13 protein-coding genes are annotated in these 15,257 nt (G+C 58.0%); 7 read left to right on the plus strand and 6 right to left on the minus strand.

From position 1 onward, the window contains the following. Positions 1-5 precede the first annotated feature (5 nt). Positions 6-809, plus strand: coding sequence for a uroporphyrinogen-III C-methyltransferase (gene cobA / locus CYR52_RS17960; RefSeq protein ID WP_101829117.1), 804 nt, complete (start codon positions 6-8; stop codon positions 807-809). A 1-nt stretch (position 810) separates the two neighbouring features. On the opposite strand, the gene CYR52_RS17965 is transcribed toward cobA, so the two are convergent. The 4 genes from CYR52_RS17965 to CYR52_RS17980 form a co-directional block, all read right to left on the minus strand. Then, a complete protein-coding gene (locus CYR52_RS17965) occupies positions 811-1,374 on the minus strand; it encodes a YbhB/YbcL family Raf kinase inhibitor-like protein (RefSeq protein WP_394854011.1) in 564 nt (187 codons plus the stop codon). Positions 1,375-1,485: 111 nt separating this feature from the next. Continuing rightward, entirely contained in the window at positions 1,486-2,715 is a 1,230-nt protein-coding gene (locus CYR52_RS17970) for a cytochrome c (RefSeq protein WP_101829096.1), read from the minus strand. Continuing rightward, the gene (locus CYR52_RS17975) at positions 2,712-4,478 is read right to left on the minus strand and encodes a GMC family oxidoreductase (protein ID WP_072928567.1); all 1,767 of its coding nucleotides are present in this window, start codon (positions 4,476-4,478) and stop codon (positions 2,712-2,714) included. The genes CYR52_RS17970 and CYR52_RS17975 overlap by 4 nt, the downstream gene beginning before the upstream one ends. A 13-nt stretch (positions 4,479-4,491) precedes the next feature. Then, entirely contained in the window at positions 4,492-5,241 is a 750-nt protein-coding gene (locus CYR52_RS17980; RefSeq protein ID WP_072928568.1) for a gluconate 2-dehydrogenase subunit 3 family protein, read from the minus strand. 350 nt (positions 5,242-5,591) lie between these two features. On the opposite strand from CYR52_RS17980, the gene CYR52_RS17985 reads away from it, so the two are divergent. The 6 genes from CYR52_RS17985 to CYR52_RS18010 all read left to right on the plus strand — a co-directional run bounded on the left by CYR52_RS17985 (position 5,592) and on the right by CYR52_RS18010 (position 14,166). Further along, positions 5,592-7,037 carry a YchO/YchP family invasin gene (locus CYR52_RS17985; RefSeq protein WP_175558146.1) on the plus strand — a complete coding sequence of 482 codons (1,446 nt, stop codon included), beginning with the start codon at positions 5,592-5,594 and terminating at the stop codon, positions 7,035-7,037. Positions 7,038-7,521: 484 nt separating this feature from the next. Then, positions 7,522-9,222 (plus strand): chloride channel protein, encoded by a 1,701-nt coding sequence (locus tag CYR52_RS17990; protein WP_072928569.1) that lies wholly within the window; start codon positions 7,522-7,524, stop codon positions 9,220-9,222. A gap of 691 nt (positions 9,223-9,913) precedes the next feature. After that, positions 9,914-10,876: a winged helix-turn-helix domain-containing protein gene (locus tag CYR52_RS17995; protein WP_079205223.1), complete on the plus strand. Its 963-nt coding sequence runs from the start codon at positions 9,914-9,916 to the stop codon at positions 10,874-10,876. Between the two features lie 263 nt (positions 10,877-11,139). Further along, a complete protein-coding gene (locus CYR52_RS18000; RefSeq protein ID WP_101829098.1) occupies positions 11,140-12,441 on the plus strand; it encodes a flippase in 1,302 nt (433 codons plus the stop codon). Positions 12,442-12,586: 145 nt separating this feature from the next. Further along, on the plus strand, positions 12,587-13,270 hold the full coding sequence (locus CYR52_RS18005) for an ATP-grasp fold amidoligase family protein (RefSeq protein WP_317456484.1): 684 nt from the start codon (positions 12,587-12,589) through the stop codon (positions 13,268-13,270). A gap of 149 nt (positions 13,271-13,419) precedes the next feature. After that, entirely contained in the window at positions 13,420-14,166 is a 747-nt protein-coding gene (locus tag CYR52_RS18010) for a glycosyltransferase family 2 protein (protein WP_072928572.1), read from the plus strand. A 162-nt stretch (positions 14,167-14,328) separates the two neighbouring features. On the opposite strand, the gene spy is transcribed toward CYR52_RS18010, so the two are convergent. Together spy and CYR52_RS18020 are read right to left on the minus strand one after the other, a co-directional pair. Next, entirely contained in the window at positions 14,329-14,838 is a 510-nt protein-coding gene (gene spy, locus CYR52_RS18015) for an ATP-independent periplasmic protein-refolding chaperone Spy (RefSeq protein ID WP_072928573.1), read from the minus strand. A 250-nt stretch (positions 14,839-15,088) separates the two neighbouring features. Beyond that, positions 15,089-15,250, minus strand: a complete 162-nt coding sequence (locus CYR52_RS18020; RefSeq protein WP_394854010.1) for a DUF2474 domain-containing protein — start codon at positions 15,248-15,250, stop codon at positions 15,089-15,091. Between the last annotated feature and the right edge of the window lie 7 nt (positions 15,251-15,257).

A 15,257-nucleotide genomic window follows, 5' to 3' on the forward strand; every position in this document is an offset into this window, starting at 1 on the left:
CCCGTATGGCCGCACTGCTGGGCGGCCTTTGCCGCAGCCGCACCGGGGCGGGCGAGGTGTGGCTGGTGGGCGCCGGGCCGGGCGATGTGGAGCTGCTGACGCTGAAAGCGTTGCGGGTGCTGCAACAGGCGGAGGTGGTGGTGTATGACCGGCTGGTGTCAGAGGAGATCATGGCGCTGGTGCCGCCGGGCGCGCTGAAAATCGATGTCGGCAAAACCCCGCAGCACCATACGCTGCCGCAACCGGCGATCAATGCGTTGCTGGTGTCGCTGGCACAGGCCGGGCAGCGGGTGGTGCGGCTGAAGGGCGGTGACCCCTTTGTGTTCGGCCGCGGCGGTGAGGAGCAGGAGGCCGTGCAGCAGGCCGGGTTGCGTTGCCACGTGGTGCCCGGCATCACCGCCGCGCTGGGCTGCGCGGCGGCCGTCGGCATTCCGCTGACGCACCGCGCCTGTGCCCAGTCGGTGCGGCTGGTGACCGGCCACGGCCGCGACGGCGAGCCGGATCTTGACTGGCCGTCGCTGGTGGCGGAAGGCCAGACGCTGGTGTTCTATATGGGGCTGACCCACTGTGCCGCGCTGAGCGAACAGCTGATGGCCCACGGCATGGCGGGGGCGATGCCCGCGGCAGTGATTGCCCGCGGCACCCGTGCCGACCAGCAGGTGTTCACCTGCACGCTCGCCATGCTGGCCGGGACGGTGGCACGCGAAAAACCCGCCTCACCGAGCCTGCTTATCGTCGGTGAGGTGGTGCGTTACTACCAGGCTGACCACGCAGCGCGTGCGGCGCGGCAGGGGGCGGCAGTGACGTAATTCACTGCCCGAAGCGGCCGATCAGGCCGGTCGCGGCGGCGGCGTGGCCGTCGAGTTTTTCCAGCAGCTGTTCGCGCGTCAGCCCGGCGGGCAGGGCGTCCGGCGGCAGGTCGGTGGCGATCAGCGTAAACACATAATGGTGGAAGCCGGAACCGGGCGGCGGGCAGGGGCCGTGCCATACCTGGGTCCCGGCGCTGTTTTTGCCGCCGGTGAACCCTTTGCCCTGCGTCAGTTCGCCTGCGGCAAAACCTTTGGCCGTCGGCGGGATGTTATAGGCCACCAGATGGCTGACCCCCAGCCCTTTGCGGCCTTCCGGGTCAAACACCAGCAGTGCCAGGCTTTTGGTGTCGGGCGGCACGTTGTGCCAGTGCAACGTCGGGGAGAGGTTTTCGCCGGTGCAGGCGGTATTGCCCTGGGCCGCCCCGGCAAATTTCTGCGCCAGCAGCCGGTTATCATCGAAATCCGGCGAGGTCAGGGCAAAGGGGGCCGCGACAGCGGGTACAGCGGCGGCCACCGCCACAGCAAACAACCCGGCCAGCAGGCCGCGCCGGAACATCACAGACATAGTCTCTCCTTACATACGGTTAAAAAATCAGGGGCACATCAAAAGCATAGGCGAGATTGGCGGAAAGGGGGCGGGGTAGCCCGCCGCGGCCTGGCGGTCGCGGCAGGAAATTTACCGGCGGAGCGGCTCGCGCAGATCCCTGACGTCGTCCGGCGCTACCGGCGCGGCGGCGTTGTTCCAGCTGTTGCGCACGTAGGTCAGTACGTTGGCGATGTCCTGATCGCTGAGGTAGCGGTCAAACGACGGCATCGACGGCGCGGTCGGCACCGCCGTGGTGGCCCCGGCGCGGGAACCGGCCAGCACCACGCGGATCATCGAGGTGGCATTCACGCTGTTGACCAGCGGCGCGTCGGCCAGCCGGGGGAACAGGCCGGGAATGCCCTGGCCGTCCGGCGTGTGGCAGGCGGAGCAGCGATCGGCGTAGACGGCCCGGCCCGCCACCATCCGCGCATCGTCCGGCTTCAGCGGCGCAGGCACTGTCGCGGTATGGCTGCTTAGCCCGCTCTGTTTCAGGTAAACCGCCACCGCCCGGAGATCCTCCTCTGTCCAGTGGCGGGACGAGTGGTCAACTTCTTCCGCCATCGGGCCGGAGGCGATGTCATAACGGTTGGCCCCGGTTTTCAGGTAATCCATCAGCTCCTGCTCCGTCCAGCGGCCGATGCCGGTGTGCGGGTCAGGGGTGATGTCCGGCGCCATCCACTCCTGCACCACCGCGCCCTGCAACGCCTGGCTGGTTTTATCCCCGCCGATCAGGTTTTTCGGCGTATGGCAGGTGCCGCAGTGCCCCAGCCCCTCCACCAGGTACGCGCCGCGGTTCCACTGCGCGGATTTGTCCAGCCTCGGGCGGTATTCGCCTTTGTCGAAATTCAGCCAGTTCCAGCCAATCAAACTGGCGCGCTGGTTGAACGGGAACGGCAACTGGTTGGTCTTTACGTCGCTGTGGATCGGTTGCAGCGTCTGGAGGTAGGCCCACAGCGCCCGGTTGTCTTCCCGCGTCACGCGGGTAAAAGCCGTGAACGGCATCGCGCCGTAGAGGTGCACGCCGCCTTTGCCGATGCCTTCTGACATGGCGCGGTCAAACTCTTCGAACGTCCAGGCACCGATGCCGGTTTCGCGATCCGGCGTGATGTTGGCCCCGACCAGCCGGCCGAACGGCGTCTCAATCGGCACGCCGCCCGCGTAGGGCTGGTCCGCTTTGGCGGTGTGGCAGGCGGCACAATCGCCCAGCACCGCCAGGTAGCGGCCTTTGTCCACGGTTTCAAAGGAGCCGTCACCGGCGGCCTCACTGTTTCCGGCCGCCAGCACGCTGAGGCCGATGCAGAGGGAGAGTAAGGTTTTCATGCGGTAATCATCTCCCCTGGGTTTTTCAGGTAGTAATGGCGGATGGCGTGCGCCGCCTTGAACGCCAGCGCGCCCACGGTGCCGGTGGGGTTGTAGCCGGGGTTTTGCGGGAACGCCGAGGCACCGACCACAAACAGGTTCGGCACCCCCCACACCTGCAGGTGTTTGTTCACCGAGCTGGTGGCCGGGTCGGCCCCCATCACAAACCCGCCCACCACATGCGAAGACTGGTAAGGCGTGCCGTTCCAGTGGCCGTGCATCGGCTGTTCGACAATCTGGCGCGGGTTCATGCTGCGGGCGATCTCGGCCACTTTGCCGGTGCAATATTTCGCCATCTTCAAATCATTGGCCGGGAAGTCGAAGGTGACGCGCAGCAACGGCCGCCCCAGCCGGTCTTTGTAGGTCGGGTCCAGGGAGAGGTAGTTGGTGCGGGTGGCGTAGCTGCTGGCCTCGCAACCAATTGACATGGTGCTGAGGTAGTTGGCCACCGTGGCTTTTTTCCACTCGCTGCCCCATTTGGGCGTGCCGGGCGGCACCGGGCGGGTGTTGATCGGCGCGGCACCGATGGGCGTGACGCGGATGCTGCCGCCGCCGAAGAAGCCGAGGCCGCTGTGGTCAAAGTTGTCGTTGTTGTACTCGTCAATCCCCATGCCCACGGCACCGGCACCGATAAAGGGGTTGAAGTTTTTGTCACTGAAAAACATCTGCACGCTGTTGGCGGTCTGGTAGGCGTAGTTGCGGCCGGTGGTGCCGCGCTGGGTCACCGGATCGTACGGCGTGCCGATGCGTGACAGCAGCATCAGGCGCACGTTCTCAAAGGTGAAGGCGCTGACGATCACCAGGTCGGCCGGTTGCTCCCACTCGTCGCCGGAGGAGTCGATGTAGCGCACGCCGGTGGCGCGGCCGCCGCGGCTGTCGGTGAGCACTTCCAGCACTTCACAACTGGTGCGCGCCTCAAACCCCTCTTTGCGGATCAGTGCCGGTAACACGGTGGTGATGGCGCTGGCCTTGGAGTAGTTGGCGCAGCCGAAGTTGGTGCAGAAGCCGCAGAAGGTGCACGGCCCCATCGTGACGCCCAGCGGGTTGGTGTAGGCCTGCGAGAGCAGGGCCGAGGGCACCGGGAAGGGTTTGTAGCCCAGGTTGCGCGCCGCCCCGGCAAACAGCGTCGGCGCGTAGGGTTGGGCCATCGGCGGGGTCGGGTAGTCGGTGGAGCGCATCCCCTCGAACGGGTTGCCGCCCTCGCGGTGCTCGCCGTTCACATTGGCGGCTTTGCCGGAAATGCCCGCCAGCCGCTCGAACGCCGCATAGTGTGGCTCCATCTCTGCCCAGTCGGTGCCCCAGTCCTGTAAGGTCAGTTCCGGCGGCATCGCGTCTGCGCCGTAGCGCTCCAGCAGGTGGCTGCGCAACCGGAATTCATGCGGCTGGAAGCGGAAGGTGATGCCCGCCCAGTGGTTACCGGCCCCGCCGGTGCCGTTGCCGGGGTGGAAGGAGCCCCAGCTGCGCATCGGCAGCGCGGTTTGCGACGGGTCATTGCGGATGGTGATGGTGTTTTGCGCGGTGCGCAGCATCAGCTCCTGGCGGGAGACATAACGCAGCTCATCCGGCACGGTCGCGACGTTAAAATCACGGGCGGTGTCACGCCACGGGCCGCGCTCAATGCCGACCACGTTCAGCCCCTCGTCCACCAGCTCATTGGCGATGATCGCGCCGGCCCAGCCGAGGCCAATCACCACCACGTCTGTCCTGGGTAATTTCTTTGCCATAATGCCCTGTCCCTCAGCCTTTCATTTTCCATGCGGCACTGCCCTGGATGCTCAGCGGCACCAGATCCAGCGTTTGATTGTGTTTGCTGACGTAATCACGGTAGTCGTAACGCGCGCCGGGGAAGCCCAGCATCTTCCACGACACCATGTCACGGTTGCCGCCGTAAATCGGGTCGGCAAAGAAGCCTTCCATGGTGTTTTGCAACAGCGTGGTGAAAAACAGCGTGGCGTCGATGCCGTCCAGGGCGATTTTCCCGCTTTCCAGATCGTGCAGCAGCGCGTCCTGCTGCGCGGCGTCCAGCGCCCGGAACGGTTTCTGGTGCTGCGCCCGGCAGTGGGCATCCAGCGCCGCCAGCCCGAGGCGGTAACGCTGCTGCGGCACCAGCGGGGACTGGTCACCCTGTTCCGGCGTGCCCGGCTGGAACGGCCCCTGCATGTAGAGGCGGGAAAAGGTGCCGTAGAACCCGGCCAGTTGCCGGTCAATAAACACCGCGCACCCGGCCTCTTTGCCGCCGATGCTCAGGTCGTCGGCCGGGATCAGCCGGTCGGCAATCGCTTCCACGGTCGCCGCTTCTTCGGCGGTGAAAAAGGCCCAGCCCTGGGTGTCCACCTGGGGCGGCGGGCTGTCATCGAACGGTGACCAGACCGGCGTATCCTGCAAGGTCACGGCACCGGCCACCCTGGCGGCGGCCAGCCCGGCGGAGGCGGCGGTAAAGGTTAAAATTTGCCGGCGCGTCACACCGGGCAAGGTTTTCTTGCTCATCAAAGTTCCCTGTTAAGTAGGCGTAAACGCAGGCGTCATGCCGGAGGCGCGAAGCAGAGACAGGCCGGCGCGAAAGGAAAAAATACCGGTGCAGGCAGGGCGCCCACGCGGTTGCCCGTTGAGAGTAGTCACAGAGGAGGTAGGGTTGAAATTAAAAAATATTTAACAAATGTTAAGGGAATTGTTAATTAATTGTTTTATTTGGTTTATTTGCATACAAAAATTGACATTTCCATAACAGTTTTTGACATACCGCGCCGCCGGGGAAAACTGTGATGACTGTCACAGCGATAGTTGTTTTTTTGCTCACTTCCGGTAGGATAGTTCGCGTGTTGATGATGAAGACTGCAATGAATTTTTTCCTTTCCCTTTTCAGCCGCCATTATCTGGCCCTGTTGATCCTGTCTTATGCGGGCAGTGCTGCCGCATTGACGGTAACCTCCCAGCAGCCCGCAGCCCATGCCGATGAAACCGCCCCGGCCGGGGAGAGTAACTCGCCGTTTAATACCCTGCCTGCGACCTCGCTGGAGCAAAACCTGCCGGAGCTGGGCAGCACCGCCAGTACCCCGCGCTACACCGAAAAGCAGCTGGCGACGCTGGCCAAAACCTTCGGCGAGCAGTACAGCGACAGCAGTAACCAGTCGCTGGGCGAGCAGGCGGGTAACCTGGCGCTGACCCAGGCCGCCAAGCTGGTGCAGAAAGATGCGCAGAATATCCTGTCGCCGCTCGGCACGGCCACCATCGGCCTGACGGTCAACGACGGCCGCTTTACCGGCACCAACAGCCAGCTGTTCAGCCCGCTGCATGAGAGCGGCAACCGGGTGACTTACAGCCAGGTCGGCGTGATTGACCAGTCTGATATGACGCTGGGTAACATTGGGGTAGGGCAGCGCTGGGCGCAGGGCGACTGGCTGTTTGGGTATAACGCTTTCCTGGACCGCGATTTTGAACAGGAGCAGATGCGCGCCAGCGTGGGTGCCGAAGCCTGGACGGATTACCTGCACTTGTCAGCCAACTACTACCATCCGCTGTCCGGCATGGTGGCAGTGGCGGACAGCGCCACCGAGTTCCGGCGGCAGGCGCGCGGGTATGACATCACCACCAAGGGCTATCTGCCGTTCTACCGCCAGTTGGGGGCCACCCTGAGCTATGAGCAGTATCTCGGCAACAATGTCGATTTGCTGGGGGATGGCGTGCGCCAGTCCAACCCGGTGGCGGTGTCGCTGGGGGTTAACTACACGCCGGTGCCGCTGGTGACGCTGACCGCGTCACACAAAGAGGGCGAAAGTGGGGAGAATCAGGACCAGGTCGGGCTGTCGCTGAACTACCGGCTGGGCGTGCCGCTGAAACAGCAGCTCTCCGCCGCCTATGTCAGCGAGGCGCACTCCCTGCGCGGCAGCCGGTTTGACGCCGTAGAACGCAACAGCACGCCGGTGCTGGAGTTTGAGCAGCGCAAAACCCTGAGCGTATTCCTCGCCACACCGCCCTGGACGCTGCACCCCGGCGAAACCCTGCCGTTGAAACTGCAAATCCGGGCGGATTACCGCATCACCGGCCTGAGCTGGCAGGGCGACACCCAGGCGCTGAGCCTGACCCCACCGGCCGACAATGATAATCCGCACGGCTGGAGCATCATCATGCCTGCCTGGGACAACAGCCCCGGCGCGACCAACAGCTACCGCCTCTCGGTGACGCTGCAGGACGAAAAGCAGCAGCGCGTGACCTCAAACTGGATAACCCTGACCGTCGAGCCGCCGCTGACGGCCTCACTGCCGTTGCCTGACCCCACGTTCTGACTTTTCCCCCGGCAATGCCTTTTCCCTCTGCGTGCGGGCCACTGCGGCCCGCCGCAGCGGAGGTTATCCCTTTCTTTTTATAGGGGTATCTCCAGCACAAAAAACAGATGAAAAGGTGAAATTGCAAAATGATATCCCGCATTTCACCGATATTTCATCTGGACTTAAGTGAAGTCACCGCAGGCTTCACCTTAAAATTTCACCCACGTCGTTAGGCTCTGTTGAACTGCGCCCAGCTATTTTACTTCCAGAATATTCGCATTACCCTGTAAGGGCGCTGTGTGACATGCCGTGCGGTAGTTGCACCAAAAACAGTGAATGTGTGTATCTGAGCGGATACAAAGGGGCCGGACACGCCCGCGCAAACCCGCCTTCATCAAATCCGAAAGTTGTACATGCCCGGATAGCGATACACATTCTCACTGCTTTTTATGGCATCATGCCGGACGATATCTACTAAAAATCCTACATCTGACGGGCGTACATGACAGTGAAAGCCTTTGATTCGTGGCAGAAAGGAGATGTTGTCAATCTGGCGCTGGCGATCCCGGCCGGGATTGCTGCGGCCCTGGTGACAGTGCTGTTCCGCGAGGCCATTGCCGCAATTGACGGCCTGCTGTTTACCAATGGTACCGATATCACCCGTGCGTTTCTGGAATACCCGCGCTGGGTCTGGCCGGTGATCACCGGCGTCGGCGGCTTGCTGGCCGGCGGGTTGCTCTGGCAGGCCCAACGGGTAGAAGCCCGCCATGGCAGTGCACCGGATTACCTGGATGTGATTGACCGGCGGTTACCGGGCATTCCGCCGAAAAGTACCCTGCTGCGCGGGCTTTCGTCCCTGGCGAGTATTGCCAGCGGCGGATCGATTGGCCGGGAAGGGGCGATGGTACAACTCTCCGCCCTGAGCGGCAGCCTGCTGGCGCAGGGCGCGCGGCTGCCCACGGTGCGGCGCGGCGACATTGTCGCGATGGCCGCCGCCGGTGGCCTGGCCGCGGTATACCATGCGCCGCTGGCCGGGGCACTGTTTATTGCAGAAATTGCCTTTGGCGTAACGGCCGTGCAACGCCTGATCCCGCTCTTTATCTCTGCCGCGGTGGCTGTGCTGACAGTGCGGTCAATCAGCGGGGATGCGCCGCTCTACCTGTATGCCGATGCCAGCTTTACGCCGGGTGCCGGGGCGCTGGTCACCGTGTTGCTGATCGGCGTGGCCGCCGGGGTCGCCGGGCCGCTGTTTTTGCAGGTGATTACCCTGGCCCGGCGCGCCTTCAGCCCGATAGCCCACCCGGTATGGCGGCTTGGGCTGGGCGGGGTGCTGGTGGGGTTCGTTGCGATGATCTCACCGCTGGTCCTGGGCAACGGCTTTGAAGTGATTGACCTGCTGCTGAATAACGGCGATCTGCACACTTCTTTATTAGTGCTGTTGCTGCTCAAGGTGCTGGCGACGGCACTGACGGTAGGCTCCGGCGCGGTGGGCGGGCTGTTTACCCCCTCGCTGCTGGTTGGCGCGGCGGCCGGTGCGCTGGTGTGCACCTGCTTGCAGGCACTGGGGCTGGACCCCGGCCCGGTGGGCCTGTACGCCGCCATCGGCATGAGCGCCACGCTCGCCGCCACCAGCCATGCGCCGCTGATGTCGATCATGATGGCGTTTGAAATGACGCTGAACAGTTCGCTGCTGTTTCCGCTGATGCTGGCGACTGCCATCTCTTATATGGTCGCCACCATGTTCAGGGCCGCCGGGACATATCCGGTGCTGAACCGGCACCAGGCGCGCTTTGTGGCCAAAAATGAATTTGAGACCGGTACCATCGGGCCGCTGATTATCCGCCACTGCTCCCATGTGCCGGAGCACGCCACGGCGGCAGAAGCGATGCAGGAAGGGCTGAAGCAGCGGACGCGTTTTGTCTATGTGGTGAACAATCAGGGGCGTTTTCTGGGCGTGGTCGCCACCAGCGAGCTGGCGTCCGGGATTATAGAGGGGCGGGTGGCGGCTGACGCTGCGATTACCCCGTTTATCATCACGGAATTCACCACGGTCTACCAGGATGCATTGTACGAGCAGGCGTGGGAGCTATTATCCGCGTCACCGCTTGAACGGCTGCCGGTGTTGGATAATGCGGCAAATCGTCACTTATTAGGCGTAATTACCAAAGCATCACTGCTGCACAAAGCGAAAGAATTTCTCTGAATTGATAATTACTCTCTTTTACAAGGGCCTGAAACCGTACACCTATTTTCTGTGTGGTTAAAATTGCCCCGGGTAGCCTATATCTAAAATTAGCAAAGCTAATATCTTTTAATAAGTGAAATCCATTTTATGTGATTTCACTTGAATAACATCATTTCACTTGTGATGTGAATTAAAAAATCTTTATAAATCAAGGAGAAACATAAGCTAACGTAATGACTTTATTTAAGTTTCACAACAAAATTTGAGCAAGCATCCACACTTTGTATTTATAAATCCCGGTTAACTACCGTGCCCGGAGGTTAATTATTTTAAATGATTGCGATTTCGGTTAGTGGGATAAATCCTATTTATGGAAGGGGCGTTTTACATTAGGAACCATTCGGATAGTATCTGATTTGTGAACAGATTGTTGTTCCGCCCCCGTCATAAATTCTGATATTGGCAATTGCGCGGCAAAATGCGACTTTTCCCATGTCCGGGAATTATTAGTACGCTATTACTATTGCGCATAATTATTTTAATGAATTATCAGTATTTCGGGTGAAAACGCTCAAAAAGGAAGCAGAAAACAGCAGCGCCGCTAACCATTTTATTTCGACACACACCAGAGCCCACAAGGGATTGGGTACGGAAATGACACTATATTTCTTAAGCTTACAGGATTTGAGCAAAGATGAAGGAAGAGAACATGAGTGACTATAATAAATTAACCATAAAGAATCTGGATGTATTCATCCCGCCAAATGAAATTTCTCATTTGCGCTGGAAAGAATATCAGATCCTTTCACTATTATTTTCACGGTCTCCGGAGCTGGTTACCCGTACGGAAATCATTGAAAATATTTGGAAAGGGACTTACTGCTCTGACTCCACCATTAACCAGACCATTAAGTCTATCCGCCAGAAAATCGGTGATGATGATCACGTTTTGATTAAGACCATCCCACGCGTTGGTTATAAGATAGATCGCAAAGAGTTATTTCACTTCCTGAATGAAGATGAAGCGCTGGATTTTAATACTAAACCGGTTACCAATAAAAAAGAGTCTCCTGCGGTACAGCCGGCTGTTATTTCCGTCACTGAGAAAACCGCGCAAAAAGCCGCCGAAAATGGTCATGAAACCGGGTTACCGGTAATTAATGAACCGGTTCCGGTGACGGAAACTGTGCCTGATGTCCGCGAAGCGCCACAGGCAAATACCACCGGGAACGCTGAACCTGACGTGCAACAAGCACACACCGCCTCTGCTGACGCAGCGACGGATGTTAAAAAAGGGCCGTTCACCCGTATGCGTGATCTGATTAACTTCGGTGCAAGCTGGAGATACCTCACGCTGGTTGCTTTATCTTTGATCATTGTTGGTCAGCTTTTTTATGAAACTACACACACGTCCGGATTTGATAGTAACGGTAAAAATGTTGTTTTGATTCTGCGGGTTAATCCGTCGAGCATTGGTCTGCTGGTTAACCGCGACGCCAGCGCGCCGCGCAGCGTTCACCAACCCGCCCATCCCGGCAGCGTGATTTGCATGGTCAATATTCCTGACCAGCATTCACTGACGCCGGTCTGGCTGATGGACCATGTAAAAAAAGGCTGCCTGGTGAACCAGGATTCTTCCGCGCTGACGGTGGATCCGGGCACACCTCTGTAACCTGACGGCATCTGAACGGATTTCATTTTTTCACCTGGTTGTTTTATTAATTGTTATTTGCAATGAAGGTATGACCTGTTGATGATGAATTTGCGTTAAGAGGCAGATAACCCTATGGGTTTTCGGCCTCTCAGGAATGGATGCCGGCTGGAAAAATAGCGATGAATCTGGATATTATCCGGCCCATCCTGCCGGATAATATCTTTCGCTAAATCAAGTAACTGCCAATAATTGGCGTGGCGTGACTTCCGTTAGGAAATGACATGAAGCCTGTAATCATTAATGCGTGTTGGCTAATCGCGGAACGAGTGTTGTTTGGCTTCTCGGGTGTATTTATTTCCATTTATGTGGCGCGTTATTTGCAACCGGCACAATTTGGTACCATCAGTTATTTACTCTCTATTGTCGCTATCACCGTTCCCCTGATTCAGATGGGTGCCGACAATATCCTGTTTAACCGCATTGCGCGTAACCCGCAAAGCGGCATCCGGCTGATGCTGGCCTCTGCGCGCCTGCGTGCACGCTGGTTTACCGTCACCAGTGCCATCCTGCTGATATGGGGCTGGTGGTATCTGGAATGGACGCCTTTCGTGATGCTGGTACTGGTGCTGATAAGCTCCTATTTCCAGATCCAGGACGTCTTCAAAATCTATTACGACGCGACCCTGAACTCCAAACGCAACACCTTTATCAATAACGGGGTGCTGCTGCTGGCCATTCTGGTGCGGGTGGCGATGGTGAAGTATGAGTTGTCGCTGGTGTGGTTCGTCATGCCGTACATCCTCAGCAGCGCCGTGCCTTACCTGATCCGCCGTGCGATGTTTATGCGTGAGCACCCGGCCCCGGCGCAGATGCCTGCGTCCCGCGCGCTGACCGATCGCTACTCCCGTTACCTGATGGTGGTGGGGCTGCCGCTCTCACTCTCGGCGTTGTCGATTGTGATTTATACCCGTATTGACCAGGTGATGCTGGAGAGTATGGTCGGCGCCCACGCGGTAGGACTTTACAGCGCGGCGACCACGCTCTGCTACGCCTGGACTTTTGTGCCGATGGCGCTGATCACCTCGCTGATGGCCACCGTCGTCGGTGCACGTGACGCCGACGAGCAGGCTGACATGATCCGGATGCTTTTCCTGATTATTCTTATCGTCATGCTGCCGATTGTCGGGTTTTATTTACTCTTCGGCGGACAGCTGCTGACCATGCTGTTCGGCGCGGGCTTCAGCGAAGCCTCGGCCATTGTGCCGCTCTGTACCTTTACCGCGCTCTGCTCGGTATTGGGGACATTGTCCATGCGGGTCATGGTGCTGTATTCCGGTTATCGTTTTATTGCTTTTAAAATGCCGCTGGTAGCGTTGGTCAATATTGCACTCAACTGGATGCTGATTCCACGTTATGGCATCGCCGGTGCGGCGATGTCGACGCTGGTTGCGGAATTTTTATCGTTCTTTTTGTTTAATATCTTCTTCCGTAAAGGGAAAATTACTGTACTGCAGCTGACGTGCTACCAAAGTATTCCTGTAGTAAACAGAAAGGTGAAAAGTTATGTTAAGAAATTTAGCTAAGAGAATTTATCGCAATCTGCCTGACCCAATTTTTCACCAGCTGAATTATGCGCGGGTGTTTAAGAAGCAGGCCAACATAACGCGTCCGGAACTGTTTAGTGAAAAAATTCTGATTCGGAATATCTGGCCGAAGAAGATTTATACCTTGCTGGCCGACAAAATTAAGGTGCGTGATTACATCGCCGCGGTGCTGGGGGAGCAGTACCTGATCCCGGTGTATGCCACCACCACGGAAATGACCTATGAACTCTACAAAAGTTTGCCGAACTCCTTTGTGATGAAAGCAAACCACGGGTGCGGGTTCAACAGTATCGTGTTTGACAAGAGCAAGATCACCTACGAAACCCTGTATGAGCAGGCCTCAACCTGGATGGATTCCAACTGGTATCTCTCCAACAAAGAGCGCCACTACCAGGGGATTAAGCCGGGCCTGATCTTCGAAGAACTGTTGCAGGTTGACGGCCAGGTGCCTAACGACCTGAAATTCCACTGCTTTAATAAAGACGGGCAGATGCGCATCTTTATCCAGGTGGATTATCAGCGTTATGGCCTGCACCGCCGCGATGTGTTCGACGAAGAGTGGAACCGCACCGAGATCCGTATGGGGCTGAAGAACAACCCGGAGCCGATGCCGCGCCCGGAAAAGCTCGACGAGATGCTCGTTCTGGCGAAAACCATTGCCAGCCAGTTCTCTTATGTGCGTATCGATTTTTATTCCGTCGGCAGCAAAATCTATTTCGGCGAGCTGACGTTTACTCCGGGAGCCGGCCTCTGCCGTATCTGGCCGCGTACAGTACAACGTGAATGGGGGAGTTATTTTACGGATTAATGCGAAGCACGGGGGGTTGAAACATAACAGATAACAAAAAACCGTTTCAAATTAAACCAGATAACTGACGGCGTATAACCAAGGGCTGTGCTGTCTGATGCCGGTCCGGGGGCAGGTTGGTGTCGTTATCAGGTAATAAGTGAGGATATATGGAAAAAGTATCAGTGGTAATGCCTGCCTTTAACACAGCAGATTATATCGAATACGCGATTGCCAGCGTATTGTCCCAGACGTATACCAATTTTCATCTTTATATTATTGATGATGCGTCAACTGACGCGACCGGGGAAATAGTTCAGCGTTTCACCAATGATCCGCGGGTCACCTATTACCGTAATGAGCGTCGCCTGGGTCGTGCTGAAACGATTAATATGGGTATTGATATGGCAGCAGGGGAATTTATTGCCTTCTGTGACAGCGATGCCATCTGGGAAAAGAACAAATTGTTCACCCAGGTCAATATCCTGCAAACCAAACGCTATGACATGGTGTGCTCACACTACGCCACCTTCCTCACCAGCGTGACGAAACTGGCTAAAACCTATAAAAGCCAGGAGATTATTACCTACCGTGATCTGCTGCGGGGCCACCGCATCGCCGATATCACCGGTATGTATAACCAGGCCAAGCTGGGTAAAGTCTACCTGGAGAATGTGCCGCACCAGGAGTACCTGATGTGGCTCTCCCTGCTGAAACGTGCCAAAGGCACGATGGCCTATTGTGTGCCGGAAACCCTGGCCTATTGCCGTATTTCACCGCGCCAGAGCTTTCTCAGCAAAAACAATTTTACCGGCTGGCAGTGGCGGATTTACCGTGACTACCTGCGTCTGCCTTATTATAAGTCTTTTTATTACTACCTCTCTTCTCTGGCTCATGCCATGAAGCGCAGCGTCTAGTCTTAACGCGGGCAGCCTGGTGCTGCCGCGAAAAACGCCCCGCCGGGAAACCTGCGGGGCGTTTTGCATGGTGGGGGCGGGTAACAGGCATAAAAAAACCGGGCATGTTGCCATGCCCGGCGCGCGGAAGGGGCAGCCAAGACGGCCGCCCCGCAATACCGCTTACTCAGCTGTGTGTGTCTTTGCCTGGTCATGCTGTGCGGCGCGCTGGGCATGGCGCTCGGCCATTTTTTCAACGCGTTTCTGATGGTTCTCGTTGAACTGCTTTTTCTGCTCCGGGGTCAGCAGGTTGTACATCTTGTTCTCAATACGCATCCGCGACAGCATCTGGTCGGCGCGCGCTTTGGTCAGGGCATCAATTTCCGCTTTGGCCTTGGCTTCGTCGAAGCTGTCAGACGCCACCAGCGTATGCAGTTGCTCCATGTGGGCTTTGCCCTCGCCGCGAGGGTGCGCTGCACGCTCCTGTTTCATCAGGTCACGCATCTGGGTGCGCTGCTGCTCGGTCAGGTTCAGGCCGGCAAACGGGTCAGCGTGGCGCGGGCCTTTATGCTGCAACATCTTACCGTGCTCAGCCGGCGCGGCCGCGGCGGGGGTACTGTCCGCCGCGAATGCCAGAGACACAGAACCAAAAGCCAGGGTAGACGCTAAAGCCAGGGCAGTAAGTTTACGCATAATTCATACCTCATTTATTGTTCGGTCGGCGGGTCAGCGCCGTTGTGTTGACGAAGGTAAGTCTACGCGCCTGAATGCATAGTACTGCGAGTTACTGTAAAACTGTTAAAGCGGAAAACGCAAAAAATGAACGAAAATGAAGGGATTATGGAGAGAGCGCTAACAAAGTGTGAGGAAAAGGGAATCAAGGAGGAAGTGTGGAGAAGGGCGGCGCCACATTACCATGTGCGCCGCCGGGCAGAAAGAGAAATCAGTGGCTGCGCATCCCGGCCGCCGTCATCAGCAGGCGGAACAGCGAGGCGACCACAAACAGCGCCAGCACACTGCCGCCCCAGATGATCACCAGCCACAGCACCCGCCGCCACAGCGGCTGGGGCGGGCTTTTTTCGGTCATGCGTTCAATTCTCGGCATGAAGGCT

This window comes from Chimaeribacter arupi, from assembly GCF_002858805.1.
In the GTDB taxonomy this organism is placed as follows: domain Bacteria; phylum Pseudomonadota; class Gammaproteobacteria; order Enterobacterales; family Enterobacteriaceae; genus Chimaeribacter; species Chimaeribacter arupi.

What these genes read in the sequence shown, in the direction of transcription:
- CYR52_RS17990 (WP_072928569.1), top strand. Translation starts at nt 7,522, where the DNA reads ATGACAGTGAAAGCCTTTGATTCGTGGCAGAAAGGAGATGTTGTCAAT.
- cobA (WP_101829117.1), top strand. Translation starts at nt 6, where the DNA reads ATGGCCGCACTGCTGGGCGGCCTTTGCCGCAGCCGCACCGGGGCGGGC.
- CYR52_RS17965 (WP_394854011.1), bottom strand. Translation starts at nt 1,374, where the DNA reads ATGTCTGTGATGTTCCGGCGCGGCCTGCTGGCCGGGTTGTTTGCTGTG.
- CYR52_RS17970 (WP_101829096.1), bottom strand. Translation starts at nt 2,715, where the DNA reads ATGAAAACCTTACTCTCCCTCTGCATCGGCCTCAGCGTGCTGGCGGCC.
- CYR52_RS17980 (WP_072928568.1), bottom strand. Translation starts at nt 5,241, where the DNA reads ATGAGCAAGAAAACCTTGCCCGGTGTGACGCGCCGGCAAATTTTAACC.
- CYR52_RS18020 (WP_394854010.1), bottom strand. Translation starts at nt 15,250, where the DNA reads ATGCCGAGAATTGAACGCATGACCGAAAAAAGCCCGCCCCAGCCGCTG.
- CYR52_RS17985 (WP_175558146.1), top strand. Translation starts at nt 5,592, where the DNA reads ATGAATTTTTTCCTTTCCCTTTTCAGCCGCCATTATCTGGCCCTGTTG.
- CYR52_RS18000 (WP_101829098.1), top strand. Translation starts at nt 11,140, where the DNA reads ATGAAGCCTGTAATCATTAATGCGTGTTGGCTAATCGCGGAACGAGTG.
- CYR52_RS18010 (WP_072928572.1), top strand. Translation starts at nt 13,420, where the DNA reads ATGGAAAAAGTATCAGTGGTAATGCCTGCCTTTAACACAGCAGATTAT.
- spy (WP_072928573.1), bottom strand. Translation starts at nt 14,838, where the DNA reads ATGCGTAAACTTACTGCCCTGGCTTTAGCGTCTACCCTGGCTTTTGGT.
- CYR52_RS17995 (WP_079205223.1), top strand. Translation starts at nt 9,914, where the DNA reads ATGAGTGACTATAATAAATTAACCATAAAGAATCTGGATGTATTCATC.
- CYR52_RS17975 (WP_072928567.1), bottom strand. Translation starts at nt 4,478, where the DNA reads ATGGCAAAGAAATTACCCAGGACAGACGTGGTGGTGATTGGCCTCGGC.